We start from the raw sequence: 26,447 nt of genomic DNA, 5'->3' as shown, positions 1-26,447 counted from the left end.
CCGCGCCGCCTCGGATGGCGGCGTACACATCAGGTTTCGCGCAGTGCCGTGGTGATCGGCAGGCGGGCGGCGCGCAGCGCCGGGAACAGGCCACCGACCAGGCCGATGCCCAGCGCCCACTTCAGCCCCGTCCACAGCAGTTCCGGCGATACGTGGAACTTGAACACCACCGCGCTGAAGTTGCTGCCGATGGTGGACACGCTGTAGCCGTTGAACAGCAGCCACGCCACCGTGCAGCCCAGCAGGCCGCCGAGCAGGGCCAGCAGCATCGTTTCCAGCATCACCGCGGTCACCACCGGCAGTCCGCGGAAACCGATCGCGCGCATGGTGGCGATTTCACGCGCGCGCGTGGCCACGGCGGCATACATGGTGTTGAGCGCGCCGAACACCGCGCCCACCGCCATGATGGTACCGATCACCTTGCCGAGGATGTCGATCAGCTTGGTCAGGCCGCCGCCCTGCTTGCTGTAGTACGCGCGGGTGGTTTCCACGTCCAGCTTCAGGCGCGGATCGGCGGCGACGGCGGCCTTGAACTGATCGAAGCCCGGCTTGCCCTCGGTACGCACGCTGATCGACTGCCAGGCACTGCGCTGGTACGTGGTGGCCAGGGTATCGGCGTCGGTCCACAGTTCGGAGTCATGCGCATCACCGGTGGCGAACACACCGACCACCGTCCAGGTCTGGTTGCCCAGGGTGAGCGTCCTGCCGACCTCCATGTCGCGGAACTGGCCCTTGGCGCCCTGGCCGACCACGATCTCGCGCAGGCCGGTGGCGAACTTGCGGCCTTCGATGATCTTGACCTTGTCATGCACCGCCCACGCCTGCGGCCCGACGCCCCGGAACTGCGCGTTGACGTCGGTACCGTCCGATTTGGAGACCAGGTTGACCACCTGCGAGAGTTCAGGCGACAGCAGTGGCCGTCCCTGTGCATCGCGGCTGATGCCGGGCAGGGTGGACAGGGTCGGTACCTGCTCGCGGGTGATGACCGAATTGGTTTCCGCCTGCGAACCACCGCGCAGCACGATGGCGGTGGTGTCATCGCCGGTGTTGCTGAGCGTGGCCTGGAAGCCTTCGCCCATCGCCAGCATCGCCACCAGCACGCCGACCACGCCGGCGATACCCACTACGATCACCGAGGATGCTCCCCAGCGCTGCGGCAGGCTGGCGATGCCGATGCGGGTGGCGGCCAGGGCCAGCCGCCCGCTGCGGGTCAGCGCCAGCCACAGGCCGACCAGCACCGCCACGGCAAGCACGCCCACCCACGGCAGGCCGATCCATACCGCCAGGCCGATTGCCAGCGCCAGCACGGTCACCGTGTTGCCGAACCACTTCTTGAGCTTGTTCTTGAACATGTCGGTGTCCTCCTCAGCGGCCGGCCAGTGCGTCGACGATCTTCAGGCGCTTGGCGCGCAGCGCCGGCAGCAGGCCGACGACCGCGCCGATCACCACGATCAGGCCCAATCCCATCAGCCAGGTCGGGGTGGGGATGTGCGGCGGCAGCAGGCCCATGCTCTTCGGGCCGATGGCGGGCAGGATCAGTGCCGCCAGGCCCATGCCGATCAGGCCACCGAGACCGATCAGCAGCACCGATTCGATCATCACCAGTATCAGCACCGTGCTGTCCTTGAAGCCCAGCGTCTTCAGCGTGGCCAGCTCCGGCACGCGCTCGCGTACGGCCTGCGCCATGGTGTTGCCGGTCAGCAGCAGCAGGGTGAAGAACACCGCGCCCATGATCGAGGTGACGATCATGCCGATGTCGGCAAACTGCTTGACGAAGGCCTGCTGGAACGCCGATTCGGTCTGGGTCTTGGTCTCGTGGTCGGAGTTGGCGGAAATCGCATCGATGGCCTGTGCCACCCGCGAAGAATGGTCGGGGTTGTCGAGCGTCACCGTGTACCAGCTGACCTGGTTCTTGATGTAGTCGTTGGACTCATCGAAGTATTTCCAGTTCATCATCAGCTGGCGCTCTTCGTTGGAGGCCTGCGCCGGATCCTTGGAACGGAAGATGCCCTTCAGTTCCAGCGGCCAGTCGTTGCTGCCGCCGCGCGGGAAGATCGTCGCCTGCAGCGGGATGGTATCGCCGACTTTCCAGCCGAACTGCTTGGCCAGGGTCTCGCCGACGATCGCACCGGTGCGGGTGTTCTTCCAGTCTTCCAGCTGCGCCGGGTCGATCTGCAGTTCGCGGTAGACGTCGAAGTAGTTGGGCGATACCGAGAAGTTCGGGAAGAAGTTCTTCGGATCCTGGTAGATGCCGCCGAACCACATGCCATAGGCCACGTCGCGCACGCCCGCCACCTGGCGGATCTGCGTTTCCAGGCGGATCGGCAGCGACTGGGTGATCGACAGGCGCGAGGCCACCACCAGGCGGTTGGCCCCTTCCACACTGCCACCGGAGGTGAATGCCACGCGCACCGAGTCGAGCATGCCGAACAGGAGGAACGCGGCCACCACCGACAGCAGGGTCAGCAGGGTCCGGGTGCGGCTGCGGAACAGCTGCGCCCAGACCAGAGAGAAGTATTTCATCGCTGTGGCCTCCGTCAGTGGGCCAGCGGCGCGTCGGCCAGCTCGCCCTTGTCCAGGTGCACCGTGTGCGTGGCGTACTCGGCGGCCTTCGGGTCATGGGTGACCATGATGATGGTCTTGCCGTGTTCGCGGTTGAGCTGCTGCAGCAGGCCCAGGATCTCCTCGGCGGACTGGCGGTCGAGATCGCCGGTGGGTTCGTCGCAGATCAGGAAGGTCGGGTCGGAGACGATCGCACGGGCGATCGCCACGCGCTGCTGCTGGCCGCCGGACAGCTCGTTGGGACGATGGTTGCGGCGGTCGGCCAGGCCGACCAGGGTCAGCGCGATCTCGGCGTTGCGGCGGCGCTGCGCGGCATTGAGATGGGTCAGCAGCAGCGGCAGTTCCACGTTCTTCTGCGCGGTCAGCATCGGCATCAGGTTGTAGAACTGGAACACGAAGCCAACGTGGTGGCTGCGCCAGGTCGACAGCTGGCCACCGCTCATCTGATCGATGCGCTCGCCTTCGATGCTGATCTCGCCGCCGCTGGGATTGTCCAGGCCACCGATCAGATTGAGCAGGGTGGTCTTGCCTGAACCGGACGGCCCCATCAACGCGACGAAGTCGCCGCGGGCGATGTCCAGGTCGATGCCGTGCAGCACCTGCACCTTCTCGGGGCCGCGCTGGTAGGTCTTGGTGATGTTGCGCAGTGAAACCAGGGTCGACATGGGTGGTTCTCCACGTAGGCGGGAAACGGTGACGCACCCCGGCTGCCGGCCGGGCATGCGTGGAACGGTGTCGTTGTCGAACGGTGCCGCTGGCGGCGCCCCGGAAGGCGCCGTGCCGCTACTGCGTTTGCTTCTGCTGGACCCGGGTGCCATCGCGCAGGGTGTCCGGCGGGTTGACCACCACCAGCTCGCCGGCATTCACACCCTTGAGCAGCTGGCGATCCTTGCCCATGGCCTGGCCAGCCTGGACCGTGCGCTGCTGCACGCGGTTCTCGTCGCCGAGCACGAAGGCCACCGATGCACCCTCGCGCTCGACCACCGCGCCTGCCGGCACACGCACGCCCTGCGGCTTGGCTTCAGCCTGCGGCGCTGCCTGTTCCAGGAAGCTGACCCGCACGCCCATCTCCGGCACGATGCGCGGGTCCTTCAGCTTCAGGGCCACACGCACCTTCACCGTCGCCTTGCCCCGGTCGGCGGTGGGGATGATGGCGATCACCTCGGCCGGAATCTTCCATTCCGGATAGGCATTGAGGATGGCTTCCACCGGCATCTTCGGTTGCACGCGGCCGATGAAGGCTTCGCCGACCTCGACCTCGATCTCCAGCGAATCCATGTCGACGATGGTGCCGATGCCTGTGCGGGTGAAGCCACCACCGGCCGACAGCGGCGAGACGATCTCGCCCGGCTGTGCCGCCTTGGCCGTGACCACGCCGGAGAACGGCGCACGCACGATGTTGTTGTCCACCCCAAGGTCGGCGATCGCCAGCTGGTCGTTGGCGACCTTCACGTTGCGCTGTGCGGTTTCCAGCTGCGCGCGCAGGCTGTCGCGCTGGGCCACGGCCTGGTCGTACTGCGAGCGCGAGACCAGCTGCTGCCCGACCAGCGCCTGCAGCCGGCTGGCCTCTGCCGCCGCCTGCCTCTGCTGTGCCTCCAGTCCGGCCACCTGGCTGCGTGCGGCCTGCAGCTGCGAGGCATACAGACTGCGCTGCGCGTCGGCATCGATCGGGTCGAGGGTGGCCATGATCTGTCCCGCCTCCACGCGCATGCCTTCCTCGATCATCACCTCGCGCACCTTGCCGGTGATCTTGGCCGACACCGTAGCCATGCGCCGGGCGACGACATAACCACTGGCATCGAGGACCGAGCTGCTGGCGCTGCCCTGCTGGATGGCGACCGCCGGTGCGGTTTCCACCTGCACGGCCGGAGTGCGGCCGAACAACGCGAAGGCGCCTGCGGCCAGGAGCAGCACCACCGCGATCACGGCGATCCACAGCCAGCGGCGACCGCTGCCACCACCACCAGAGGCAGGCGGCGGTGACTTGCGTTCGATACGGAGTTCCTTCAACAGCTCGGCAGAAGCGTTCATTCGTTCCATCACAGGCGTTCGGGCGGGTGTGACCGGAAGGGCGGACAGCGGCGGTTCCGGCAGTGGAGCGTGCGGCACAGCATGACGGCAGGCACGGGGATGGCGGCAGTGACAGCTGTCATCCGATGACCTTGACGGTGGCAACTGCGAAACGTGACCAAGGGGGCGCAGGATGGCAACGTCCCCGCTACCGGTACCGCCCATGGCTCCGATCGCCCCGTCGCTGGCTGGCCTGCAGCAGGTGCAGGTGCGCCGTAACGGCGCCGGCAAGAGTACCGCGATCAGCGGGCTGTTGCGCCTGCGCAGGCCTGGCGGAGGGCAGCGCACGCGGCCGGCAGGGCCGTGCTGGCGCGCCCGCGCCTGCGCAGGATCGGCTGAACTGGCATGATCGGCAGCGATCGTTCCCGCCTGGACCCTCCCGTGTCATCGAGCTGGCTGGCCTCCCTGCTGCGCCCTGCGCCGGACTCGGCGGTCGCCGACACGCTGCGGCGTGGCAAGTCGCCCTGGAGCGAGGCGATCCATCTGCTGTGGTCGGTGTGGATCTTCCTGACCCCGCTGCTCGGCCATGGGTTCACCCTGCGCTGGCTGCTGCTGACCCTGGCCAGCTACCCGCTGTTCCTGCTGCTGTACGCCAAGGTGCTGGTATCGCCCCGCCACCACGCAAGCCGTTATGCGCTGGGTCTGATTGCAATGGCCCTGGTCCTGCTGCCCTGGTATCCGTCCGGGCTGACCTACTTCGTGTTCGGCTGCGTACTGATGCGGGTCAGCGGGCGCGGTGGCTGGTGGCGGTACCTGCTGCAGTTGACCGGTCTGAACATCGTGTTCTGCGTGGTCGCGCTCGCGTTCGAGTATCCCTGGCAGAGCCTGGTGTGGATTCCGGCGGTGTCGTACATCGTCGGCCTGGTCGTCAATGTCGAGGCGCTCAACCAGGAGAAGGAGGCGGCCCTGCAGCTGTCGCAGGAGGAAGTACGTCGCCTGGCGGCGACCGCCGAGCGTGAGCGGATCGGTCGCGACCTGCACGACCTGCTGGGCCACACGCTGTCGCTGATCACCCTGAAACTGGAGCTGGCACGCAAACTGCACGATCGCGGCGACGCGCGCGCGCGGCAGGAGATTGGCGAGGCCGAGGCCATCGCCCGCGAAGCGCTGGCGCAGGTGCGCAGTGCGGTCACCGGCATCCGGGCCAGCGACCTGGCCGGGGAGCTGGCCTCGGCGCGGCTGCTGCTGGAGTGCCAGCAGGTGCATCTGCAGTACGCGCCGCCGCCGCCGATGCCGGTGGAGGTGGAGCGTGGCCTGGCGCTGGTCCTGCGGGAGGCCGCGACGAATATTGCCCGCCATGCACAGGCGACACAGGCGCGGGTGGACTTCATGAAGGAAGGAAAAGTACTGGTGATGCAGATCCGCGATGATGGCCGGGGTGGCATGCAGGCCGAGGGCAATGGGCTGAGCGGGATGCGTGAGCGCACTGCGGCGCTGGGCGGGTATCTCACCGTGCAGTCTCCGCGCGGCGAGGGCACGGTGCTGAGCGTGCGCGTGCCGCTGTCGGCGGCCACTGTCCCGTTGCCGCCCGCTGCACCCGCGCCGGTGGCGCAGGATGGCGCGGCATGATCCGCATCCTGCTGGCGGAAGACCAGGCCATGGTGCGCGGCGCACTGTCCGCATTGCTCAGCCTGGAGGCGGACATCGAGGTGCTGGGCAGCGCCGCCGATGGCGAGGCCGCCTGGCGCATGCTGCAGCAGCTGAAGCCGGACATCCTGGTGACCGATATCGAGATGCCCGGTCTGTCAGGGTTGGAACTGGCCCAGCGCATCGCACGCCACGAACTGCCCATCAAGGTGGTGATCGTGACCACCTTCGCGCGCGCCGGTTTCCTGCGCCGCGCGCTGGACGCAGGCGTGCTCGGCTATCTGCTCAAGGACGCGCCAGCGGAGAACCTGGCCGATGCACTGCGCAAGGTGAAGCAGGGCGTGCGTGCGATCGACCCACAGCTGGCACTCGATGCCTGGTCACAGGCGGACCCGCTGACCGACCGCGAGCGGCGCGTCCTGCGCCTGGCGGGCGAAGGACGGACTGCCAGCGAAATCGCCGAGCAGCTGGGGTTGTCGCACGGCACGGTGCGCAACTACCTGTCCGAGTGCATCGGCAAGCTGGGCGTGGCCAACCGGATCGAGGCGTACCGGCTGGCACGGCAGAAGGGCTGGCTGTAGCGGAGTGGCTCGACCTTTTTGAGCCGAGCCATGCCCGGCGGCTCCCGAGGGGTTCCCTGGCCCACGAGCGATCGACAGGCCGCAGTCGCGTCAGTCCTTCCCGCGCGCCATCGCCTGGAACACGCCATCGCGGCGGACCCACAGGTGGAAGAGGGCGGCACCGACATGCATCAGCACCGTGGCGAACAGCACGTAGGCCAGCAGGCTGTGCGCGCTGCGAAGCGCTGCATACAGTGCCGGTGTGTGCGGCACGATCGGTGGCAGGTGCAGTCCGCCCCCCAGCACGATGGGGTAGCCTCCCGCGGACAGCATTGCCCAGCCCACCAGCGGCATTGCCAGCATCAGCGCGTACAGCATCCAGTGCGATGCCTTTGCCGCCATCACCTGCCACACCGGAAGATCGGCCGGCAGCGGCGGCGGCCGATGGCGCAGGCGGTTGTACAGGCGCAGCAGCACCAGCACGCCGATCGCGATGCCCAGCGGGCGGTGCAGGTCGAGCAGCATCGGCCGCAGGTGCAGCGAGGCGACCATGGTCACGCCGATGAACAGCATGGCGATGATCATCACCGCCATCGACCAGTGCAGTACCCGCGCCAACAGGTTGAAGTGGCCATTGCCGGTACTCATCGTGCAGCCTCCTTCGGTTGCGCTGCCGCTCCGGCCGCGCGCTCGCGCTCGCGCCGGTTGAACGACTGCGAATAGACCGCCGACCGCGCGGCCAGGATCGGATCATCACTGCCGCGGATGCCGCTGGGCAGGATCAGCGGGTCGAAGTTCAGCTCGCCGCAGGCGCCCTGTTCCTGCGACTGCATGCGTTCCAGGCTCAGCACGCCTGCCACCACCGTTTCCCGCGCGTCCGGCCAGGGCACCGACGGATCATCGATGGCGTCCCCCGGTTCGGCGACGCTGACCACCAGGTCCCATTGCACCGGGCCGGCCGCCAGCCGGCGCTGCAGGTCCTGGCTGAGGAAATCGACATCGGCGCGCTTGCGGGCGTCGGCATCAAGCTCGGCGACCGGCGTGCGGGGCTGCCACTGCCAGCGCACGGCGCGTCGCTGGCCCTGCGCATTGGTGAACCAGAAGCTGTTGACGCTGTTGAAGCGGGTATTGGCCCAGCTGTCGGTCCACGGCGCGGTCCGTGCCCATTGCTGGAACGCCTGCGCGCTGGGGTACTTGGCCAGCACCGCCGCCATCTTCTGCGGGTCGGGCTTGCCGGTCGCCGGATCGGGGACCTGCGCCTGCGTCTGTTCGAAGAAGGCCTCCGCCGTCGGCACCGCGAAGAACGGGAAACTGTTCATCGCCATCCGCCATTCCTGGCCATCGTCGCTGACCAGCTGCAGGGCGATGCTGCGCACCCGGGCGCTGCCATCGGCCCCATGGGGATCGCCACCACCGATCGACAGGCGGCCCAGCACCGGTACCCGGGCCTGCGAGAACACGCGCGCGCTGGACAGCGTCGGCGCCTGTGCACTGGGTGCGAACCAGCCACTCACGCACACGCCCTTGCTGTGCGCACGGCGGAACCCGGGATGGGCCGGGCCGGTGGCCTCGATGGTGTCGGTGAAGCGTTGCGCGGTGAGGCGGTGGCCGACCCAGCCGGCCAGCCAGGCAAAGCCCAGCGTGATCCCGCCAAGAATCAGGGCGATCAGCGCGATCCAGGGCAGCGGCGAATGCCTGCGCGGTGTGCGCGGCCCCTGGCCGGCGCGGGTGTAGCGGAAGAGCGACATGGTCGGAGTCCTGCCTTCACGGAATGTGTGGGTGGTCGACCGACACATCCTCGCAGAACCCGACCGTGGCCGGAATTCAATTTTTCGTCACAACCCGGTGGAGCGGACCCCTGTCCGGCTCCACCCGCGCATCGGCTGCGCTCAGGCGTAGCGTGCCTTCAGCATCGCCCAGGCCGAGCGTAGGGCCAGTGCTTCGCCGCCGGCCGGGCGGCCCGGCCGTTCGCCATCGTTCCAGGCGTACACATCCAGGTGCGCCCAGCGCTGGCCATCCTCAAGGAAGCGCTCCAGGTACAGCGCGGCGGTAACCGAGCCCGCCATGCGCGAACCGGCATTGGCCAGGTCGGCGATGCCGCTGCTCAGGTAACGCAGGTAGGGACGCCACAGCGGCATGCGCCAGACCGGGTCGCGCGTTTCATCTCCGGCCTGCAGCCACTGCTGGGCGACGGTGTCATCGTTGCTGAAAAGTGCCGGCAGGTCCGGGCCCAGCGCGATGCGCGCAGCGCCGGTCAGGGTCGCGAAGTCCAGAACCAGGTCCGGCTTCTGCTCAGCGGCGAAGGTCAACGCGTCGCACAGGATCACACGGCCTTCGGCGTCGGTGTTGTCGATCTCCACGCTCAGGCCCTTGCGGGTGGCGATGACTTCGCCCGGACGGAACGCATCCGGGCCGATCGCGTTCTCCACCGCCGGCACCAGCAAGGTCAGGCGCACCGGCAGCTGCTGGGCCATCACCAGTCCTGCCAGGGCCAGCGCGTGCGCGGCGCCGCCCATGTCCTTCTTCATGTTGCGCATGCCATCGGCCGGCTTGATGTCCAGCCCACCGGTATCGAAGCACACGCCCTTGCCGACCAGCACCAGCGCCGGATCCGTCGCCTTGCCCCAGCGCAGCACGACCAGGCGCGGCGCGCGATGCGATGCGCGGCCGACGGCATGGATGGCCGGGAAATTCTGCGCCAGCAGCGCATCACCGGTGATCGCTTCGACCTCGGCGCCGTGCGCCGCTGCCAGCGTGCGTGCGGCCTCTTCCAGCTGCTGCGGACCCATGTCTTCGGTGGGCGTGTTGACCCAGTCGCGCACGCGCAGGCTGGCGGCGATCAGATCCGCCACTTCCCCGGTCGGTGCGGCAACCAGCTGCGCCGGGTGCCGGTTGCGCTTGCGGTAGCGGTCGAAGCGATAGCTGCCCAGGCCCCAGCCCAGCTGCAGCAGTGCCTGCTCGCTGGCCGGCAGCTCACTGGCGAGCTGCCACACGCTGCCTTCGGGCAGGGCGTGCGGCGCGTGCGCATAGCTGTAGGCATCGCCGCGATCGCCCACGCCCATCACCGCACCGGCCAGACCCTCGCTGCCGGGCAGCAGGGCGATGCTGTGCGAGCCGGCAGTGAAGCCCTGCGAGGCCAGCCAGGCCTGCGTGGCGGCGGGCTGTCCGGCGTTCCAGCGGGCGAACTGCTCGCGATCCAGCACGTACAGCGGCAGTGCGGCAGAAGTGTCGGCGGTGAAGCCCGTGATCTCGCTCATGCGTCAATTGCTCCGGGGTGCGGTGGCGCCGAGGTTGGCGTCCAACCAGTCGGCCAGGCCGGTGAGGGTGTCGAACTGCAGGTCGGGCTGCAGCTGCGGATGGGTCCAGGTGGCGGCGTCGCGGTTGATCCAGCAGCCGCGCAGGCCGGCGGCGATGGCGCCGGCCACGTCCATCTCGATGTGGTCACCGACATGCAGCACCTGCGCCGGGGCCACGCCCAGCCGGGCACACGCGGCATGGAAAATGCTCGCCTCCGGCTTCGCCGCGCCATGTTCGCGCGCACCCAGCTGGAAGGCGAAATGATGGGCCAGCCCGATCCGCTGCAGGTCCGCATTGCCATTGCTCAGCGCGGCCACCGGTACCCGCGCGGCGATACGCGCCAGGGCATCGAGGGCATCGGGATAGCACTCCACCTGGTTGCGCGCGGCATAGAACGCTTCGTAGGCCGGCTCCAGCAGGTCCAGGCTGGCGCCGCTGTTCTGCAGCGCCTCACGCAGCGTCAGCCGGCGCAGCGCGCTCAGGTCATGATGCAGATGCGGGTTGTCGCGGAACGAGCGCTCGCGCAGTTCGCGCATCGCCGCCAGCGGATACATCGCGGCGGTGGCCGGGCTGTGTTCACGCATCCAGTCGTGCAGCACCTGGTCGATGCGGGCGCCGATCGGTGCGAACGGCCACAGCGTGTCGTCGAGGTCGAGGGTGATGGCAAGGACGGGGAAATTCACCCGGTCATTCTACGCCTGCCCGCGCGCGCTTTCATTCCAGCAGGCGCGCCCAGCCCTGCATGCCGTCCAGCCGGGCCAGCACCAGCTTGATGCAGACCAGCAGCGGCACCGCCAGCAGCAGCCCGATCATGCCCCAGGCCCAGCCGAACACCATCAGTGCCAGGATCAGGACCAGCGGCGAGAGCTTCATGCGCCGGCCCAGCACGATCGGGGTCACCAGCTGGCCCTCCAGGGTATGCAGGCCCAGATACGCCGCGGCGGGCAGCAGTGCCTGCAGCGGGTCGCGGAATTCGACGAAGCCCATCAGCAGCATCAGCGCTACTCCGATCAACGGGCCCACATAGGGCGCGAAGTTCAGCAGTGCCGCCACCGTCCCCCACAGCAGCGCTTCCTGCAGGCCGATCCCCAGCAGCATCAGCACGCCCGCGAAAACCAGGCCGACCAGCGTGTTGATCACGCTGATGGTCAGCACATAGCGCGACACCTCGCGCTCGATCGAGCGCAGGATGTCGCTGGTGAAGCGCTGTTGCTGGCGGTTCGGGAACAATGCGATCGCCGCGCGCTGCAGGCTTTGCCCATAGATCATGAAGAACAGCGTTAGCAGGACCACGGCCAGTACCGAGGCGGCCAGCCGGGGTGCGCGGGTCAGCATGCGATAGGGATCGTCCAGCTGGGTGCGGATCACCTGCACCTTGCGATTGCTGTCGCCGCCGGCAACGCGGGCGAAGTTCTCGGCCGCCAGATTGGCCTGCTGCACCGGCTTGGTCAGATCCTGTACCTGCCGGGCGACCTTGCGCAGCTGTTGTGGCGCTTCCTGCGCCCATTCCATCGCCGGGCCGATCAGCTGCACGGCCAGCGAGCTGGTCACGCCCAGGCCGGCACCGAGAACCAGCAGCGCTCCCAGCGCCCGCGGAATCCACAGCTTCTGCAGCAGGCGCAGGATCGGGTTGCCGACCAGCGCGAAGAACATCGCCAGCAGTACCGGCAGGATGATGTCCTGTGCGGCCCACAGCGTGTAGGCCACCGCCAGCGTTGCCAGCACCACCAGCGACATCGGCCCGCGCGGGCGGGTGGGCGGCGGAAGGGCGGCAGCAGACGGTGCGGGTTCGGCCGGTGACGGGGACAGGAGGGACTCGCTCATCGACGTACCGACCGGGAAGGGGAGCCTATTATCCGTCCGCCGCGGTCAACGCGGCGGATGCTGTTCGTCAACGTTCGGACAGTTCGGTGGCCGCTTCGGCAGGCCGCGGTTCGCGCGCCTCAGGCTCGGCAGGTGGCGCGGAAGCGGGTGCCGCGGCAGCGGGAGCGACCGGGTCGGCGGCGGCTTCGGCAGTGTCGGCCGCATCATCTGCGGTGTCGGCGGCGTAGGCTGCCACGGCGGCAGCCAGTGCTGCCTGGCCGCTGGCCACCAGGCTGGAGACCGAGCCGATCATCTGCAGCCAGCGCGCACCGTTCACTTTGCCCGGCACTTCCAGCTTGCCGGCCACGAAGCCACCGGCCAGGCCGACCACCACGATGCGCAGGGGAGACCAGCCCCTGCGCCAGACCTCGCTGAGCACGGTCCAGTTGTCCTGGGTTTCACCCATGCGCACGGCCACTACCTGTTCGCAACGTTTCACCCGCCGCTGCAATGCGCCGAACTTCATGGCTTGCCCTCCGGAATCTGTACGCCGGCATCGGGATCGTCTTCGCTGGGCTCGTCGAACAGGCCAAGGCGCGACAGCTGGCGCCGGGTAGCGTGCATGCCGGTGTGGTGGAAGAAGTAGGACACCCGCCAGATCGCATAGCCGGTTACCGCGAGGCTGATCAGCGAGGTGATCAGAAGCGCCTGCAGCCAACTCAGACCCCAGCTCTGCAGCAGGGCGATGAGCGTGGCGGCCATCAGCAGCCAGGCCGAGGCCCCGAACACGATCGCCACGCCCGCCCAGGCCAGGGCCCGGCCGAACGCACTGCGGGCGAGCGCGAAATCCGACGAGGCCAGGCGACGCAGCGAGCGCAGCGTGTGCTTGGCCGAATCGGCGGCGGCGCGACCGGCCGCGCCGACCTGGCGGATGCTCTCGTCCAGCGGCGGGGTGGCCGCCGGATCGGGGCGTTGCGTGTTGTCTTCGCTCACGCCGTGGACTTACTTGTCGCTGCTGCCGCGAGCCAGCTTGGCGATGATCCAGCCAGTGGCGAAGGCAACACCGAACGATGCCAAGGGACGTTCACGGATCAGTTCAGCGGCGCTGTCGATCAGATCCTTGCCCTTGTCCATCAGTGCATCGACCTGTTCCTTGGCGGCAGCGCCGCCGAATTCAGCCGCAGCCAGGCCGGACAGCGCCGTGTCGGACAGCTCGGCCTTGACGTTGGCCTTGCCGATGCGCAGTTCGTCGGTTGCAGCGCCGGTCGCGCCCTTGATCGCACCGCCGGCAGCACTGGCGGCCTGCTTGAGGTGGGAACCGGCTTCACCCAGGTGTTCCTTCAGGTTCTCGGTATTGGTGGGGCTCATCGAATCACTCCTGTTGCGATGGGGGAACGGACGATCGGCTTCAGCCGACAGGGACGTACAGCAATAGCACTGGCCGGGTATAGGGGGTGTTACGGCGGAGCGATCAGCGCATCACCAACTGGCCCTGCTGCTGGCCGTTGTTGCGCAGGATGCGCAGCACCAGGGTCGGTGGCCGCTGCTGGAAATTGGCGCGCCAGCTGGCCAGGTCGGCGAATTCACCCACCGTGGCATCGGTGATGATGTCGCCCTGCTGGAGCCCGTTGCTGGCTGCGCGGCTGCCGCGCTTGACCTCGCTGACCAGCACCCCGCGTACGCCGGACTGGCGCAGCGATTCGGGCAGGTCGACGAAGGTCGCGCCGCCCAGGCGCGGGTCCAGGCTGTCGCCGCTGGCGGCGCGCGCCTGCTCCTTCAGCGTCGCCCGGATCTGCAGCGGCTTGCCTTCGCGGCGCACGTCCAGCGCCAGTACGCTGCCTACCGCTGCCAGGCCCTCCACGTTGTGCAGGGCTTCGGCGCTGTCCACGCGCTGACCGTTGGCGGCAACCACCACGTCGCCCGGCTTCAGCCCGGCCGCCGCACCGGCCGAACCGGCCAGTACCCGGGTGATCAGCGCGCCGCGGGTTTCGCCCAGGCCCAGGCCCTGGGCGATCTGCGCGCTCAGGTTCTGGCTTTCCACGCCCAGGGTGCCGCGCACCACCACGCCATGCTTGACCAGCTGGTCGACCACGCTGCGCGCCAGGTTGGTGGGAATGGCCAGGCCCAGGCCGATGTTGCCGGCCATGCTGCCCTGCGGGTTGAAGCTGGCGGTGTTGATGCCGACCAGCTGGCCCTGCAGATCGACCAGCGCACCTCCGGAGTTGCCCGGGTTGATCGAGGCGTCGGTCTGGATGAAGTTCTGGTAGCCCAGCCCACGGATGCCACTGCGGCCGACCGCCGAGACGATGCCCGAGGTCACCGTCTGGCTGAAGCCGAACGGATTGCCGATCGCCACCACGAAGTCGCCGACCCGCAGCTGGTCGCTGTTGCCGAGCTTGATCTCGGTGAGGTTCTGCGCCGGGATGCGGATCAGGGCGATGTCGGTGTCGCGGTCCGAACCGAGGAATTCCGCCTTGACCGTGCGCCCGTCAGCGAGCGTCACCTGCACGTCATCGGCGTTCTCGATGACGTGGTGGTTGGTCAGCACCAGGCCTTCCTTCGCGTCGATGATGACGCCCGAACCCAGCGATTCGTTGATCCGTTCCTGCGGGATGTCCGGGAACAGGCGGCGGAAGAACGGGTCGTTGAAGAAGGGGTTGCGTACCCGTACCACCTGCTTGGTGTTGACGCTGACCACGGCGGGCATGGTCTTTTCCAGCATCGGTGCCAGCGAAGGCACCGGCTGGCCGGCGACCGAAGCCGGCAATGCGGCGGTGGCCGGAAGGGCAGCCGGCAAGGGCGCGGCGTCGGCGCGGTTGTCCAGGTGGGCGTTGATGCCGGTGGCGACGAATCCACCGAAGGCGGCGGCGATTGCGAGCGTGAGAAGGGTAGGTAGCGGTCGCATGGGAGTCGGTTCGCAGGCGTGGGATGGGGGCCGTTGGCCCATACGGTAAAACAAGCTGAATGAATCTGCCGCGGCGTGGATAAATGCGCGATGAAAGAGACCCTCGTCGATGCGGCGCCCGACGACGGCTGACCCGCCTGCGGTGCGGTCGGCCATCGGCGCTACACCGATAGGGTGTGTCCGCCGGCGTGGCCAGGACACCCTCTGATACTTGCGCAGTTCTGCCGATCCAAGGTGCGCGATGGCACGTCGCGCGTGCAGGTTCCGGCAAGGGGCGTGCAGGCAGCCCGTCGCCGCGACGTGCACCTCAATCCGATGGCGCAGCGCTGAAAAAAAGGGGTTTGCTGCGGATCGACGGTAGCAGCACCAGCCTCCCCCTACACTACTATCGTCGCAGCAGACGCGATTGCAGGCGTACCACCCGTTCCACGATCGTCATTGTCGGTATAGCATCGCCCCGTTTTGACAATCCACGCCCCCAGGAGGGCAACATGAGCAACGGTAATGGTGTGTCGGTCGTGACCGACGCCGTCGAGAACGCGAAAGAAACCGCCACCAACGTCGGCGAGACCATCGCCCACGCCGCTGAAGACGCAGTGAAGTCGGTCAAGAAGACCGTCAAGCGCGCCCGCAAGGCCGCCACCACCCGCGTCGCCAAGGCCAAGAAGGCCGTGGCCAAGGTCGAGAAGACCGTTGCCAAGAAGGCCGAGAAGGCCGCCAAGTCGGTCGGCAAGACGGTCGCCAAGGCCAAGCAGAAGCTGGAAGCCGCCAAGAAGAATGCCAAGGCCGAAGCCGCTGCCCTGAAGAAGGAAGTGGCCAAGAAGAAGGCCGCTGCCGGCAAGACTGTCGCCAAGAAGGCTGCTGCTGCCAAGAAGACCACGAAGGCCGCCACCAAGGTTGCCGGCAAGAAGGTCGCCACGGTGAAGAAGGCTGCGACCAAGAAGGCAGCCGCCACCAAGAAGACGGTTGCCAAGAAGGCCGCCGCCGCGAAGAAGGTTGTCGGCAAGAAGGTGGCCACCGCCAAGAAGGCCGTGGCCAAGAAGACGGTCGCCGCCAAGAAGGTGGCTGGCAAGAAGACCGTGGCCGCGAAGAAGGTTGTCGGCAAGAAGGTTGCCGCTACCCGCAAGGTCGCCACCAAGAAGACGGCTGCCGCCAAGAAGGTTGTCGGCAAGAAGGCCGCTGCCACCCGCAAGACGGTTGCCAAGAAGGCAGCGACCACCAAGAAGGCTGTCGCCCGCAAGGCTGCACCGCTGAAGAAGGCCGCTGCCAAGAAGGCCCCGGCGAAGAAGGCCGTGCGCAAGGCCGCCAAGCGCAAGTAATCGCGCGAGCGGCGAAGGCCCCTCCGCCCTGCCGGGTGGTGGGGCCTTCTGCGTTCATGGGGCGGTACAACGGCCCGGCATGAAGCCTGCGGGGTCGTCCTGGGGCAAGATGAAGTCCCTCCGCTGGAGTTCCCATCATGCGCGGCATCGATTTCAGTTCCTGGCAGGGTGTGCTTTCCACGTTGGCCGGCCTGGTGCTGATAACGCTGCTGGGCGTGGGTATCCGCCTGCTGGTGATGCAGACCCTGCAGCAGCGCCGCGAGCGCGAGAACCGGCAAATCAACGAACGGCTGCGCACGCTGATGGCCGCCTACAAGACCCTGGGCGGTTCGTTCACCGGTGAGCTGGGGGTCGACCCCAGCCATCTGCGCGACCTGCGCCAGCGCGCCCATGAGCAGGGCATCGTCGAACCCGGCTCGGATCGCGCGAGGCGCATCCGCGATGCCGTCGAAGCGGCCTTGTCGGACATCCTGCTGCTGGGTACCGATGAGCAGGTGCGGCTGGCCGCGCGCGCCGCCGATGAGCTGGCGCAGGGACGACCGGTGCACACGCATGAGCTGGTGGTGTCGCTGCGCGATTTTGTCCGCGAAGCCTTGGATCTGGCGCCGATCCCGGCCGATCTGCAGATTCCACGGCAGGGCCCGACCCGGCCCGCAAGCGGCAGCGGGGGCGGCAAAGGCCGCCCTGAAGGCGAAGGCAAGGGCGGCCGTGCGGGCGGCGGCGGAATGGGCATGGGCGCCGGCATGGGCGGGCTCGGCCTGGGGGCCGGCGCCGCCCTGGGCGCCGGCACTGCCGGAGAAGACGACGCAGGTACGCGCTGAGCGCCGCGAAGGCGTCAGCGGGTCAGTTCGTAGATGGGTGTGAAACCGCCATAGATCATCCGCGCACCGTCGAACGGCATCGGGTTCTTAGCGGGGTCAAGGCGCGGGTCTTCCATCATCTTCTGCATGCCCGCATCACGGGTGGCCTTGTCAGGCCACTCGATCCAGGAAAACACCACCGTCTCTTCCGGTGTCGCTTTCACTGCGCCGAAGAAATCCGTCGTCTTGCCATGCGGCACGTCATCGCCCCAGCACTCGACCACGCGCAGCGCCCCGTACTCGATGAAGACCACGTCGCCGCTTCGCGCATGGGCGAGGAACTTTTCCTTGTTGGCGGTGGGAACCGCCAGAACGAAACCATCGATGTAACTCATTGCCTGCCTCCGTGATGGACCGCACTGCATGTGCGGCCTTCTTCTGTTCGACGAACCAGGGCGCCGCAGATCGACACGGCCGCGATCGAAGCATTCAGGACGTACCCGCGCGCCGCGCGTATGCCAGAGACCGCCTGAATCAAGCCAGAAAATTCAGCAATGCGAAGGTTGCTGTTTTCAGGGTGCGTTGTGGCGAATAACGGAGAATTTACATTCCCGATGCGACGGCGCTTCCGCGCTGCTGCTCACCATAAGAAAGTAAAGGTGTACCCCCATGAAGAATTCGCTGATTGCCCTGGCGCTGGCTGCTGCCCTGCCGTTCTCCGCCTCGGCTGCCGAGAACCTGTCCTACAACTATGCTGAAGCCAACTACGCCAAGACCGACATCGACGCGTTCAAGGCCGACGGCTGGGGCGTGAAGGGTTCCTACGGCTTCCTGCCGAACTTCCACGCCTTCGGTGACTACAGCCGCCAGGAAATCGACCACACCAATCTCAAGCTGGACCAGTGGAAGGTCGGCGTCGGCTACAACCAGGAAATCGCACCGTCGACCGACTTCGTGGCCCGCGTGGCGTACCAGAAGCGTGACCTGGAGCATGGCCTGGATTTCAACGGCTACAGCGCTGAAGCCGGCATCCGCACCGCGTTCGGTGCCCACGCCGAAGTCTACGGCATGGTTGGTTACGAAGACTTCTCGAAGAAGCGCGGCATCAATCCGGAAGGCGAGTGGTACGGCCGCCTGGGTGGTCAGGTGAAGCTGAACCAGAACTGGGGCCTGAACGGCGAGCTCAAGATGAACCGCGACGGTGACAAGGAATACACCGTCGGCCCGCGCTTCAGCTGGTAATCGCTGCAGGCGCTCTGCGCCCTGCGTGCATCGACAGGCCCGGCATCTGCCGGGCCTGTTGCGTTCCACCCAACCGAAATGAAATCTGACTGCGGCTGCGCAGTCGATGCTGCATTGCAACGAATTGGATTCCGCCGTTGCAGGGCGCGACCTACGGTGGGCATCCACTTCCGCCGGATCCGACTGATGCCGCCCGCCCCCGCCACCCCGCATACCGGGAAGCTGCGCCGCCTGGCACTGCTGGATCCGCATCCGGTGCTGCGGCTGGGCCTGGAAGTGTTGTTATGTGAGCACAGCGGTCTGCAGGTCCGTGGCAGCTTCGCCAATGAAGCCGACCTGCTGTCGCTGCTGCATCAGCAGCCCGGTTGTGTCGATCTGCTGGTGATCGATGCCCTTCCGCTGGGTGACCAAGGGGTTGGCCTGCAACTGCTGCGCACGCTGTCGCAGCAGTGGCCGTCGTTGCCGGTGCTGGTGCTTTCAGCCCATTGCAACGCCAGCACGGTGGTGACGGCCATGCAGGCCGGCGCGCGCGGCTTCCTGTCCAAGGCGACCGCACCGCGCGTGCTGCTGCGGGCTGTGGAGGTGGTGGCCCGGGGTGGGCGGTTCGTGCCGCCGGAACTGCGCCCGCAGTTGAGCCGCTCGCGGGCGCGCCGCATGCCCTCATTGATGCCGCTCAGCCGCCGCGAGCGCGAGGTGCTGCGCCTGGTGCTGGAAGGCTGCAGCACCGGCGAAGTCGCGCAGCGCTTCGGCCGTTCCGCAAGCACGGTCAGCTCGCAGAAAAAAGCCGCCTACCAGAAGCTCGGCATCCGCAGCGACGGCGAGCTGTTCCGCATCCGCCACCTGCTCGAATGCGGCTGAAACCCGGGCTTATTCCCCCTGGTACTGCTTCTCTTCGACCAGTGCCGACCCCGCAACGCGGTTGATCTCGTTCTTGACCTGCACGCGCTCGCCATTGGTACCGTACACGCCGCGCGCCAGCTGGACGAAGGCATCATCGAACACCTGTGCCGCTTCCTTGTCGCGCAGCTGGTCCTGGATGTCCCACATGCGCTCGTTGATGGCCTTCAGTTGCTGCTTCAGCGCGGCAAGTGCCGGCTGTGCCTGCAGCTGCTGCTGCAGCAACGGCAGCAGGCCGTCCAGCTCGGTGCGCACATTGGCCAGCTTGGTGGCATCGCCGATGCGTTCGGCCTTGATCTCGAGAATGGTGATCTTGTCGATCAGCTCGCCGATCGATACCGGCGTCAGGATGGCGTCCATGGGTGGTTTCCTGGAAACAGGCGGCCATCATACCGCGCCACTGCCAAGCGGTTTTACGCTGATTTTGCGCCCCGGCCACCGCAACGCCATCGAACCGTTACGGCCCGGCCATCGACACTGCCGTCCCGGCGGTTGAGCCGCCATTGGATGAGGAATGATGTGCAGTGAACAGCAAGGGGATGATCGCGGCGGTGGCCGCGGCGTTGGCGGGGCTGCTGGGCGTCGGCACCGCACAGGCACAGGTGAGCGGCAACGCCACGTTGACCAGTGACTACGTCTGGCGCGGCAGTTCGCAGAGTGACGGCGACCCGGCGGTGCAGGCCGGAGCGAAGTTCTCGCTTGCGTCCGGGTGGTATGCCAGCGCGTGGGGCTCGAACGTATCGTTCAAGCCGGACAACGGCGCACGCAGCGAGTTCGATCTGGTGGCCGGCTGGTCCGGCACACCGGCCGCGGACTGGACGCTGGACGCCAACCTGACCCGCTATGTGTATCCGGGGACAGCCCGCGCGCTGGACTGGACAGAGTTCGCTGCCACGGTGGGCTGGAAGCAGCGGACCTGGCTGCAGGTCGCGCATTCCAGCGATGCCCTGGGCGGTGGCCATCGCGGTAGCTACGCACAGTTGGGCGTGCGCCTGCCGCTGCACGAGCGCATCCGGCTTGAAGCGGCCGTGGGCCACTACTGGCTGACGGCCGCGCAGGGGCCGGATTACCTGCACGGGCAGCTCAGCGCCATCGCCACGTTGGCTCCGGCGTGGGAAGTGCGGGCCACCGTGCATGACACCGATACCGCGGCCAGACGCCTGTTCCCGGGCAACGCAGGCGGGCGCTGGGAACTGGCGCTGCAGGGCAGCTTCTAGCGGGCCGGCGCCGCCACGACGGTATCGGCCACCCATGGGCCGGTACCGCGCGGCTCAACCGCGCAGGCGCTGGCTCAGGCCCTTGAGGAAGTTGCGCAGCATCTGATCCAGGCAACGTCGGTAGTTGGCATGCCCGGGTTGGCGGAACAGCGCCCCGATCTCGGACTTGGATACCTTGAAGCCGGCGCTGGCGAAGATGTCCATCAGATCGACGTCGCGCAGCTGGAACGCCACGCGCAGCTTCTTCAGCACGAGGTTGTTGTCGATGCGGGTTTCCACGGCGCGCTGCGGCTGGCTCTCGTCGCGGCCGCGCAGGTGCACGATCAGGCCATCCAGGAAGTGCGCCAGCGCACTGTCGTCCATCGGCACGAAGCCGGCTTCATCCTCGCGCCGCAGCCAGGCCCTGGCCTGCTCGAGATCCACCGTGAAGGTCGGGTCGGCCAGCTGGCACAGGGCCACCACGTGATGGTCGCCCAGGTCCAGGGAGTAGCGCACGCTGCGCAGTACATCATTGTTGATCATGGCCCATTGTAGCGGTCCGGCCGTTGTCACCGGATTGTCACCGGATTGAAGCATCGTGAGCGCTGTTCCGTAGAGACCTCGTCCGATGCGCCGGTACCTCGTTCTCCTCCTGCTGGCGGCCAGCAGTGTTGCCGCCCATGCCCAGGACCGTTTTGTTCCGGTCGAACAGCGGCTCACTGCGGCCCAGCTGGCCGAAGTGGGGCTGAGCCCGGCCCAGCTGCAGGCGTTGAACCGCGTGCTGCGCCAGGCAGAGGCCGCGTCGCCTGCCATTTCCGCGGCCACGGCCGCCCCCGCCGGCGCGCCGCTGCCTGCGAATGTTCCGGCGCCGGCAGCCATGCACCTGGGGCTGGAAGAAGGCCCGTTCAGCGCACGCGTGGTGGGGGAGGTGGCCGGTTGGGCCCCCGGCACGGTGTTCACCCTCGACAACGGACAGCAATGGCAGGTGATGAAGGGACAGATGAAGCTGCGCAGGGCCCTCCAGGCGCCGCAGATCGAAGTGACCCCGGGCATCGCCGGCCGCTGGTTCCTGCAGGTCGACGAGGATCTGCCGAAGGCCCGCGTGTTCCGCCTGCGCTGAGTGTGCCCGGCGCGAAGACCGATCAGGCAAGGCAGGGTCCGGCCGACGGTGCCAGAATGGGGGTCTCGTTCCTCCACGGAGTTGCCTGATGTCCCGCACCGTCCTGATTACCGGCGCCACGTCCGGGTTTGGCGCCGCCGCCGTCCATCGCTTCGCCCAGGCAGGCTGGAAGGTGATCGCCACCGGCCGTCGCAGCGACCGCCTGCAACCGCTGGTCGAGCGCTATGGCAAGGACGTGGTGCACGCAGCGGCGTTTGATGTCCGCGATCCGATCGCAATGGAAGCGGCGCTGCTGGCGCTGCCCCCCGCATTCGGTGAGATCGACCTGCTGGTCAACAACGCCGGTCTCGCGCAGGGCACCGCTCCGGCGCAGAGCGCCCGCCTGCAGGACTGGACGACGATGATCGATACCAACATCACCGCCCTGGTGACGTTGACCCACCGCCTGCTGCCGCAGCTGGTCGAACGCAGGGGTGCGATCATCAACATCTCGTCGGTTGCCGGTGTCTACCCGTACCCGGGCGGCAACGCGTATGGCGGTACCAAGGCGTTCGTCAGCCAGTTCTCGCTGGGCCTGCGTTCGGACCTGCACGGTACGGGCGTGCGTGTGACCACCATCGAGCCGGGCATGGCCGAGACCGAGTTCACGGTGGTGCGTACCCACGGTGACCAGGCCGCGTCGGACAAGCTGTATTCCGGCGCCAACCCGATGACCGCCGAGGACATCGCCGAGCAGATCTTCTGGGTTGCCAGCCTGCCGCCGCATCTGAACATCAACCGCTTGGAACTGATGCCGGTCAGCCAGTCGTTCGCCGGCTTCCAGGTCGCGCGCGAGGGCTGACCTGCGTGCCTTCAGGGCCGCCCGGCGTGGGTCGGCCCTGCGGGGCCCAAAAAAAGAAAGCCGGGCAATGCCCGGCTTCTTCCGTTCAGACCCGAACGATCACTGTGCCTTGATCGCCATCGCCTGCAGGCCGGTGCCATCCAGCTTCTGCTTGGCTTCGGACAGCTCACCGGCGCTGCCGTAGGGCCCCATGCGCACGCGGTACACGGTCTTGCCATTGATCTGCGCCGACTCCACCCGTGCCGCCAGGCCCATCATCGCCAGCTTGGCCTTGGTGGCCTCGGCGTCGCCGGAGGCGCCGAACGCACCTGCCTGCAGGATGTAGCGCGCGTTGTCGCCGGCCACGGCCGGTGCTGCAGCGGCGGCCGGCGGCGCGTCCACGCGGGCGGCCTGCGCGGTCGATGCCGTGCTGGTCGCCGCCGGACTGGTCGTGGCCGGTGCAGCCGTTGCCGGGCGTTCGCTCAGCGGGGCAGGCAGCGGACGGCTGGTCGCGGTCACCGGTGCCGTGCTGGCGACACTGGCCGTTGCGGTCGGTGCCGGCGTTGCGGGGACCGGTTTGCCTTCCAGCGCCGCCTGCGCGCGCTGCGCTTCGGCCTTGGCCCGGCGCTGTTCCTCGGCGCGGGTGCTGGCAGCCAGTTCGGCATCGGACATCTCCACTTCCTTGCCTGGCAGCAGGGTGTAGAAGTCGTACTGGGTCGCCGCCGGCTTCTCGGCTTCGGCCGGTTTCGGCGTGGCCGGTTGTGCGGCCGGCTGCGTGCCGACATCGCTGTCGGCATCGGCGACCGGCGCCGGCTGCGCGTTCGGGTTCGGCTGCGGACCGGCGCGCAGGAAGCCATCGCCCTCGCCCTTGAACAGATTCGGCGCCGCCAGGAACACCACGGCGGCGATGGCCACACCGGCGACCAGCCACACCCATCCCGGGGTGCCCTGGCTGCTGCTGTTGCGTCGTGCCTGGTTTTTGCCGCGTCGTGCTGCCATGTGTACTGCGTCTCCTGATGCTTACATTTTTTCCGGGGCGCTCACGCCCAGGAGGTCGAGGCCATTGGCCAGCACCTGACGCGCCGCGCAGGCCAGCGTCAGCTTGGCGTTGCGATCGTCGGCGTCGTCCACCAGCACCGGTGTCCCGTGATACCACGTGTGGAAGGCATGCGCCAATTCACGCAGGTACTGCGCCACCAGATGCGGCTCCAGCGCCACGCCGGCGGCTTCGACCACTTCCGGATAGCGCGAGATCTCGTTCATCAGCAGCAGCGAGGCGTCATCGGCCAGGCGCACGAGCTGACCCAGGCCACTGCCCTGGTCATAGGCCAGGCCCTTCTCCTGCGCCTGGCGGAGCAGGCTGCACACGCGGGCATGCGCGTACTGCACGTAGAACACCGGGTTGTCGTTGCTCTGCTGGCGGGCCAGATCGATGTCGAAGGTCAGCTGCGAATCGGGCTTGCGCGCGATCAGGAACCAGCGGGTCGCATCGCGTCCAGCTTCTTCGATCAGGTCGCGCAAGGTGAAGTAGCTGCCGGCACGCTTGGACAGCTTCACTTCCTCGCCGCCGCGCATGACGGTGACCATCTGATGCAGCACATACTCGGGCCAGCCCTGCGGGATGCCCACTTCCAGCGCCTGCAGGCCTGCACGCACGCGCGCCAGCGACCCGTGGTGGTCGGCGCCCAGCTCGGTGATCGCGCGCTCGTAGCCGCGCTGCCATTTGGACAGGTGGTAGGCCACGTCCGGCACGAAGTAGGTGAAGGTGCCGTCGGACTTGCGCATCACGCGGTCCTTGTCGTCACCGAAGTCGGTGCTGCGCAGCCACAGTGCGCCGCCTTCCTCGTAGGTGTGGCCGGACGCCTGCAGCTTGGCCACGGTTTCCGCGACCTTGCCATCGGCGTACAGCGAGCTTTCCAGGAAGTAGATGTCGAAATCGACGCCGAACGCGGCCAGGTCCAGGTTCTGCTCGTTGCGCAGGTAGGCCACCGCGAAGCGGCGGATCGCCTGCATGTCGTGCGGATCCTTGGCGCCGACCACGAGGGTGCCTTCCAGGTCGACGCTGGCGCCGGCCATGTAGGCTCGCGCGACATCGGCGATGTACTCGCCGCGGTAGCCGCCTTCCGGCCAGCCCTCCTGGTCGGGGGCGATGCCCTGGACGCGGGCCTGCACCGACAGCGCCAGGTTCTCGATCTGCACGCCGGCGTCGTTGTAATAGAACTCACGCTTGGCGTTCCAGCCGTTGGCGTCGAGCACGCGGGCCACGCAGTCGCCGATCGCCGCAGCGCGGCCATGGCCGACGTGCAGCGGACCGGTCGGGTTGGCCGACACATACTCCACGCCCACCGTGCGGCCGTTGCCGGACAGGTTGCGCCCGTAGTCGTGGCCTTCCTTGATGACCGAGGCGGCTTCGCGCTGGTACGCGGCCGGAGCCAGGTGGAAGTTGATGAAGCCGGGTCCGGCGATCTCGACCTTGCTGACGTCCTCGCTGCGCGGCAGCGCCTCGACCAGTGCCTGCGCCAGCGCGCGCGGGTTGCTGCGCGCGGCCTTGGCCAGCAGCATCGCGGCGTTGGTGGCGAAGTCGCCATGGTCACGGGTCTTCGGGCGCTCGACCACGAAGTCCGGCGGCAGGGAGTCGGCGGGCAGGGTGCCATTGGCGCGCAAGGCTTCGATGCCTTGGCTGATCAGGGCGCGGAGGAGATTTTTCACGAGGCCTGCTGTGAGAATGAGCGGCGGAATCGCCCATTTTAGCGCAGATGCCGGCGGCCACGCTGACCGTTGCCTGCCTGTGCGGTCCCCCCGGGGCGGCCGGGGGGCCGGGGCTCAGCCGAACAGGCGGGCCTGGCGCTGGCCCAGCAGGCCACGTTCAGCAAACGAAACAGGGCGGCCTTCGCCCACTACGAAATGGTCGAGCAGGCGGATGTCGACCAGGGCCAGGGCCTGCTGCAGCTCCTCGGTGATGCGCGCGTCGGCCGGCGATGGCTCCGGGTCGCCGGACGGGTGGTTGTGGCTGATGATCACGGCGGCGGCATTGAGCTGCAGGGCGCGCCGCACGACCTCCCGTGGATAGACCGCCGCTGCGGTGAGGGTTCCGGCAAACAGTTCCTCGCACGCGATCAGCCGGTGGCGGTTGTCCAGGAACAGCACCAGGAACAGTTCGCGGGCCTGCCCGCGCAGACGGTGCTGCAGGTAGCGCCCCACCGCCCCGGGATGTCGCCAACTGCTTCGCCGTGCTGCAGTTCGGCGGCCAGGTACCGGTGGGCCAGTTCCAGGCCGGCGGCCAGGGTGCAGCTGCGGGCCGGCCCCAGCCCGGGCAGCCGTGCCAGCTCGCCGGCAGGCCGGTCCAGCAGTACCCGCAGCGGACCGTGCGCGTGCAGCAGGTCGCGTGCGGTCTGCACGGCATCGCGGCCGCCGACCCCGGAGCCGAGGAACAGCGCCAGCAACTCCGCGTCGGACAGCATGGTGGGACCCCGCGCCAGCAGCTTCTCGCGGGGACGTTCCTGTTCAGGCCAGTCATGGATGGGCATGCCTGCATCATCGCCAGCGGCGCCCGGCGCTCCCATCGGCGCTTGCCGCCGATGACCGTCAGCCGATGCCTCAATCGCGCACGGTCTTCAGGTAGTCGAACAGTTCCTGGTTGCTCTGCAGTCCCAGCTTGCGCTTGGCCTCGGCCTTCTGCCGGCTGATCGTCTTCGGGCTGCGGCCGCAGCGGGCCGCGATGGCGTTGATGTTCAGGCCCTCGGCGAGCAGCTGCAGGACTTCCTGCTCGCGCGCGGAGAGCGAGACCGGTGTGCGCTGGAACAGCAGGTCGCGCGACTGCAGGTGATGACGCAGCTGCTGTGAGACGAAGACCTGGCCGGACATGGCTGCCGCGAGCGCCATCGGCAGTTCGGCGAAGCCGGCGCACTTGTCGACCAGGCCATCGATGCCTTCGCGCAGCAGCCTGTCCAGCAGTCCCGGGTGGCGGGCACCGGTCAGCACCACCACCGGCAGGCCCGGATGACGCTCGCGCAGTGCGCCCAGCAGCGCAGGGCCGTCGGGGCCGGCGCCGGGCATGGACAGGTCGGTGAGGACGGCATGGCAGGTTTCACGCTGCAGCAGGTCGAGCAGCTGGGCACCGTCGGCCGCGCTGCCGGCCACCTGCATCTGGTGAGCCTCCAGCACGATACGGATGCCATGCAGTACAACCGGATGGTCGTCGGCGATGATGATGCGCGGTTGCACGCGGGATCCTCGGGGAAGCGGAGCGGCGCACCGGAGGTGGCCAGT

The 26,447-nt window shown here is 67.9% G+C and carries 29 protein-coding genes and 1 pseudogene; 10 read left to right on the top strand and 20 right to left on the bottom strand.

Annotated elements, in window-relative coordinates:
- Positions 1-29: 29 nt before the first annotated feature.
- From ACVOMM_RS09925 to ACVOMM_RS09910, 4 genes are all read right to left on the bottom strand, one after another.
- A complete protein-coding gene (locus tag ACVOMM_RS09925; RefSeq protein WP_128987897.1) occupies positions 30-1,352 on the bottom strand; it encodes an ABC transporter permease in 1,323 nt (440 codons plus the stop codon).
- 13 nt (positions 1,353-1,365) lie between these two features.
- On the bottom strand, positions 1,366-2,523 hold the full coding sequence (locus tag ACVOMM_RS09920) for an ABC transporter permease (protein ID WP_053516548.1): 1,158 nt from the start codon (positions 2,521-2,523) through the stop codon (positions 1,366-1,368).
- 14 nt (positions 2,524-2,537) lie between these two features.
- Complete coding sequence (locus tag ACVOMM_RS09915; protein WP_053516547.1) at positions 2,538-3,227, bottom strand: ABC transporter ATP-binding protein; 690 nt, start codon at positions 3,225-3,227, stop codon at positions 2,538-2,540.
- Positions 3,228-3,345: 118 nt separating this feature from the next.
- Entirely contained in the window at positions 3,346-4,593 is a 1,248-nt protein-coding gene (locus ACVOMM_RS09910; RefSeq protein ID WP_065174211.1) for an efflux RND transporter periplasmic adaptor subunit, read from the bottom strand.
- 202 nt (positions 4,594-4,795) lie between these two features.
- On the opposite strand from ACVOMM_RS09910, the gene ACVOMM_RS09905 reads away from it, so the two are divergent.
- Genes ACVOMM_RS09905 through ACVOMM_RS09895 form a run of 3 tightly spaced genes read left to right on the top strand, consistent with a single transcriptional unit; the run spans position 4,796 to position 6,800 of the window.
- A complete protein-coding gene (locus ACVOMM_RS09905) occupies positions 4,796-4,981 on the top strand; it encodes a hypothetical protein (protein ID WP_065182016.1) in 186 nt (61 codons plus the stop codon).
- A complete protein-coding gene (locus ACVOMM_RS09900) occupies positions 4,978-6,201 on the top strand; it encodes a sensor histidine kinase (RefSeq protein ID WP_053516543.1) in 1,224 nt (407 codons plus the stop codon). The genes ACVOMM_RS09905 and ACVOMM_RS09900 overlap by 4 nt, the downstream gene beginning before the upstream one ends.
- A complete protein-coding gene (locus ACVOMM_RS09895; protein WP_053516542.1) occupies positions 6,198-6,800 on the top strand; it encodes a response regulator transcription factor in 603 nt (200 codons plus the stop codon). The genes ACVOMM_RS09900 and ACVOMM_RS09895 overlap by 4 nt, the downstream gene beginning before the upstream one ends.
- 90 nt (positions 6,801-6,890) lie before the next feature.
- Here the strand turns inward: ACVOMM_RS09895 and ACVOMM_RS09890 are convergent, their stop codons facing one another.
- The 9 genes from ACVOMM_RS09890 to ACVOMM_RS09850 form a co-directional block, all read right to left on the bottom strand.
- Complete coding sequence (locus tag ACVOMM_RS09890; protein ID WP_065182014.1) at positions 6,891-7,427, bottom strand: cytochrome b; 537 nt, start codon at positions 7,425-7,427, stop codon at positions 6,891-6,893.
- On the bottom strand, positions 7,424-8,527 hold the full coding sequence (locus ACVOMM_RS09885; protein WP_481526171.1) for a catalase family peroxidase: 1,104 nt from the start codon (positions 8,525-8,527) through the stop codon (positions 7,424-7,426). Before ACVOMM_RS09885 ends, ACVOMM_RS09890 begins: the two co-directional genes overlap by 4 nt.
- A 141-nt stretch (positions 8,528-8,668) precedes the next feature.
- Positions 8,669-10,036, bottom strand: a complete 1,368-nt coding sequence (locus ACVOMM_RS09880) for a leucyl aminopeptidase family protein (protein ID WP_053516540.1) — start codon at positions 10,034-10,036, stop codon at positions 8,669-8,671.
- Between the two features lie 3 nt (positions 10,037-10,039).
- Complete coding sequence (locus tag ACVOMM_RS09875; RefSeq protein WP_065174216.1) at positions 10,040-10,759, bottom strand: HAD family hydrolase; 720 nt, start codon at positions 10,757-10,759, stop codon at positions 10,040-10,042.
- Between the two features lie 31 nt (positions 10,760-10,790).
- Complete coding sequence (locus tag ACVOMM_RS09870) at positions 10,791-11,900, bottom strand: AI-2E family transporter (RefSeq protein ID WP_053516537.1); 1,110 nt, start codon at positions 11,898-11,900, stop codon at positions 10,791-10,793.
- 67 nt (positions 11,901-11,967) lie between these two features.
- Positions 11,968-12,405 (bottom strand): hypothetical protein, encoded by a 438-nt coding sequence (locus tag ACVOMM_RS09865; RefSeq protein ID WP_053516536.1) that lies wholly within the window; start codon positions 12,403-12,405, stop codon positions 11,968-11,970.
- Entirely contained in the window at positions 12,402-12,872 is a 471-nt protein-coding gene (locus ACVOMM_RS09860) for a phage holin family protein (RefSeq protein WP_053516534.1), read from the bottom strand. The genes ACVOMM_RS09865 and ACVOMM_RS09860 overlap by 4 nt, the downstream gene beginning before the upstream one ends.
- A 9-nt stretch (positions 12,873-12,881) precedes the next feature.
- The gene (locus ACVOMM_RS09855) at positions 12,882-13,247 is read right to left on the bottom strand and encodes a hypothetical protein (RefSeq protein WP_053516533.1); all 366 of its coding nucleotides are present in this window, start codon (positions 13,245-13,247) and stop codon (positions 12,882-12,884) included.
- Between the two features lie 103 nt (positions 13,248-13,350).
- Positions 13,351-14,784, bottom strand: a complete 1,434-nt coding sequence (locus ACVOMM_RS09850) for a Do family serine endopeptidase (protein ID WP_053516532.1) — start codon at positions 14,782-14,784, stop codon at positions 13,351-13,353.
- 491 nt (positions 14,785-15,275) lie between these two features.
- Between ACVOMM_RS09850 and ACVOMM_RS09845 the strand changes: the two genes are divergently transcribed.
- Together ACVOMM_RS09845 and ACVOMM_RS09840 are read left to right on the top strand one after the other, a co-directional pair.
- Entirely contained in the window at positions 15,276-16,103 is an 828-nt protein-coding gene (locus tag ACVOMM_RS09845; RefSeq protein ID WP_180876926.1) for a histone, read from the top strand.
- 137 nt (positions 16,104-16,240) lie between these two features.
- On the top strand, positions 16,241-16,924 hold the full coding sequence (locus tag ACVOMM_RS09840) for a hypothetical protein (RefSeq protein WP_277381309.1): 684 nt from the start codon (positions 16,241-16,243) through the stop codon (positions 16,922-16,924).
- A 14-nt stretch (positions 16,925-16,938) separates the two neighbouring features.
- Here ACVOMM_RS09840 and ACVOMM_RS09835 read toward each other — a convergent pair whose 3' ends face one another.
- The gene (locus ACVOMM_RS09835) at positions 16,939-17,298 is read right to left on the bottom strand and encodes a DUF1428 domain-containing protein (protein ID WP_053516528.1); all 360 of its coding nucleotides are present in this window, start codon (positions 17,296-17,298) and stop codon (positions 16,939-16,941) included.
- A gap of 274 nt (positions 17,299-17,572) precedes the next feature.
- Between ACVOMM_RS09835 and ACVOMM_RS09830 the strand changes: the two genes are divergently transcribed.
- A complete protein-coding gene (locus tag ACVOMM_RS09830) occupies positions 17,573-18,145 on the top strand; it encodes an OmpO family porin (protein ID WP_053516527.1) in 573 nt (190 codons plus the stop codon).
- Between the two features lie 186 nt (positions 18,146-18,331).
- Positions 18,332-19,003, top strand: coding sequence for a response regulator transcription factor (locus tag ACVOMM_RS09825; protein WP_053516559.1), 672 nt, complete (start codon positions 18,332-18,334; stop codon positions 19,001-19,003).
- Positions 19,004-19,012: 9 nt separating this feature from the next.
- On the opposite strand, the gene ACVOMM_RS09820 is transcribed toward ACVOMM_RS09825, so the two are convergent.
- Positions 19,013-19,402, bottom strand: a complete 390-nt coding sequence (locus ACVOMM_RS09820) for a DUF6165 family protein (protein WP_065174221.1) — start codon at positions 19,400-19,402, stop codon at positions 19,013-19,015.
- 164 nt (positions 19,403-19,566) lie between these two features.
- Here ACVOMM_RS09820 and ACVOMM_RS09815 point away from each other — a divergent pair, with 164 nt between their 5' ends.
- Complete coding sequence (locus tag ACVOMM_RS09815) at positions 19,567-20,259, top strand: TorF family putative porin (RefSeq protein WP_481526170.1); 693 nt, start codon at positions 19,567-19,569, stop codon at positions 20,257-20,259.
- Between the two features lie 54 nt (positions 20,260-20,313).
- On the opposite strand, the gene ACVOMM_RS09810 is transcribed toward ACVOMM_RS09815, so the two are convergent.
- Positions 20,314-20,781 carry a YehS family protein gene (locus ACVOMM_RS09810; protein WP_481526169.1) on the bottom strand — a complete coding sequence of 156 codons (468 nt, stop codon included), beginning with the start codon at positions 20,779-20,781 and terminating at the stop codon, positions 20,314-20,316.
- Between the two features lie 85 nt (positions 20,782-20,866).
- Between ACVOMM_RS09810 and ACVOMM_RS09805 the strand changes: the two genes are divergently transcribed.
- Positions 20,867-21,358: a hypothetical protein gene (locus ACVOMM_RS09805; protein ID WP_481526168.1), complete on the top strand. Its 492-nt coding sequence runs from the start codon at positions 20,867-20,869 to the stop codon at positions 21,356-21,358.
- Between the two features lie 88 nt (positions 21,359-21,446).
- Entirely contained in the window at positions 21,447-22,199 is a 753-nt protein-coding gene (locus ACVOMM_RS09800) for an SDR family NAD(P)-dependent oxidoreductase (RefSeq protein WP_283218946.1), read from the top strand.
- A 99-nt stretch (positions 22,200-22,298) separates the two neighbouring features.
- Here ACVOMM_RS09800 and ACVOMM_RS09795 read toward each other — a convergent pair whose 3' ends face one another.
- The 4 genes and pseudogenes from ACVOMM_RS09795 to ACVOMM_RS09780 all read right to left on the bottom strand — a co-directional run bounded on the left by ACVOMM_RS09795 (position 22,299) and on the right by ACVOMM_RS09780 (position 26,402).
- Positions 22,299-23,177, bottom strand: a complete 879-nt coding sequence (locus ACVOMM_RS09795) for an SPOR domain-containing protein (RefSeq protein ID WP_065174226.1) — start codon at positions 23,175-23,177, stop codon at positions 22,299-22,301.
- Between the two features lie 21 nt (positions 23,178-23,198).
- Positions 23,199-24,887 (bottom strand): arginine--tRNA ligase, encoded by a 1,689-nt coding sequence (argS, locus tag ACVOMM_RS09790; protein ID WP_053516518.1) that lies wholly within the window; start codon positions 24,885-24,887, stop codon positions 23,199-23,201.
- A gap of 114 nt (positions 24,888-25,001) precedes the next feature.
- A pseudogene (gene radC, locus ACVOMM_RS09785) lies at positions 25,002-25,705 on the bottom strand (RadC family protein).
- Positions 25,706-25,775: 70 nt separating this feature from the next.
- A complete protein-coding gene (locus tag ACVOMM_RS09780; protein WP_065182003.1) occupies positions 25,776-26,402 on the bottom strand; it encodes a response regulator in 627 nt (208 codons plus the stop codon).
- Between the last annotated feature and the right edge of the window lie 45 nt (positions 26,403-26,447).

The organism is Stenotrophomonas sp. STEN009 (genome assembly GCF_056760395.1).
The sequence above is the reverse complement of the archived record's forward strand: the minus strand, read 5'-3'. Positions and strand labels throughout refer to the sequence as shown.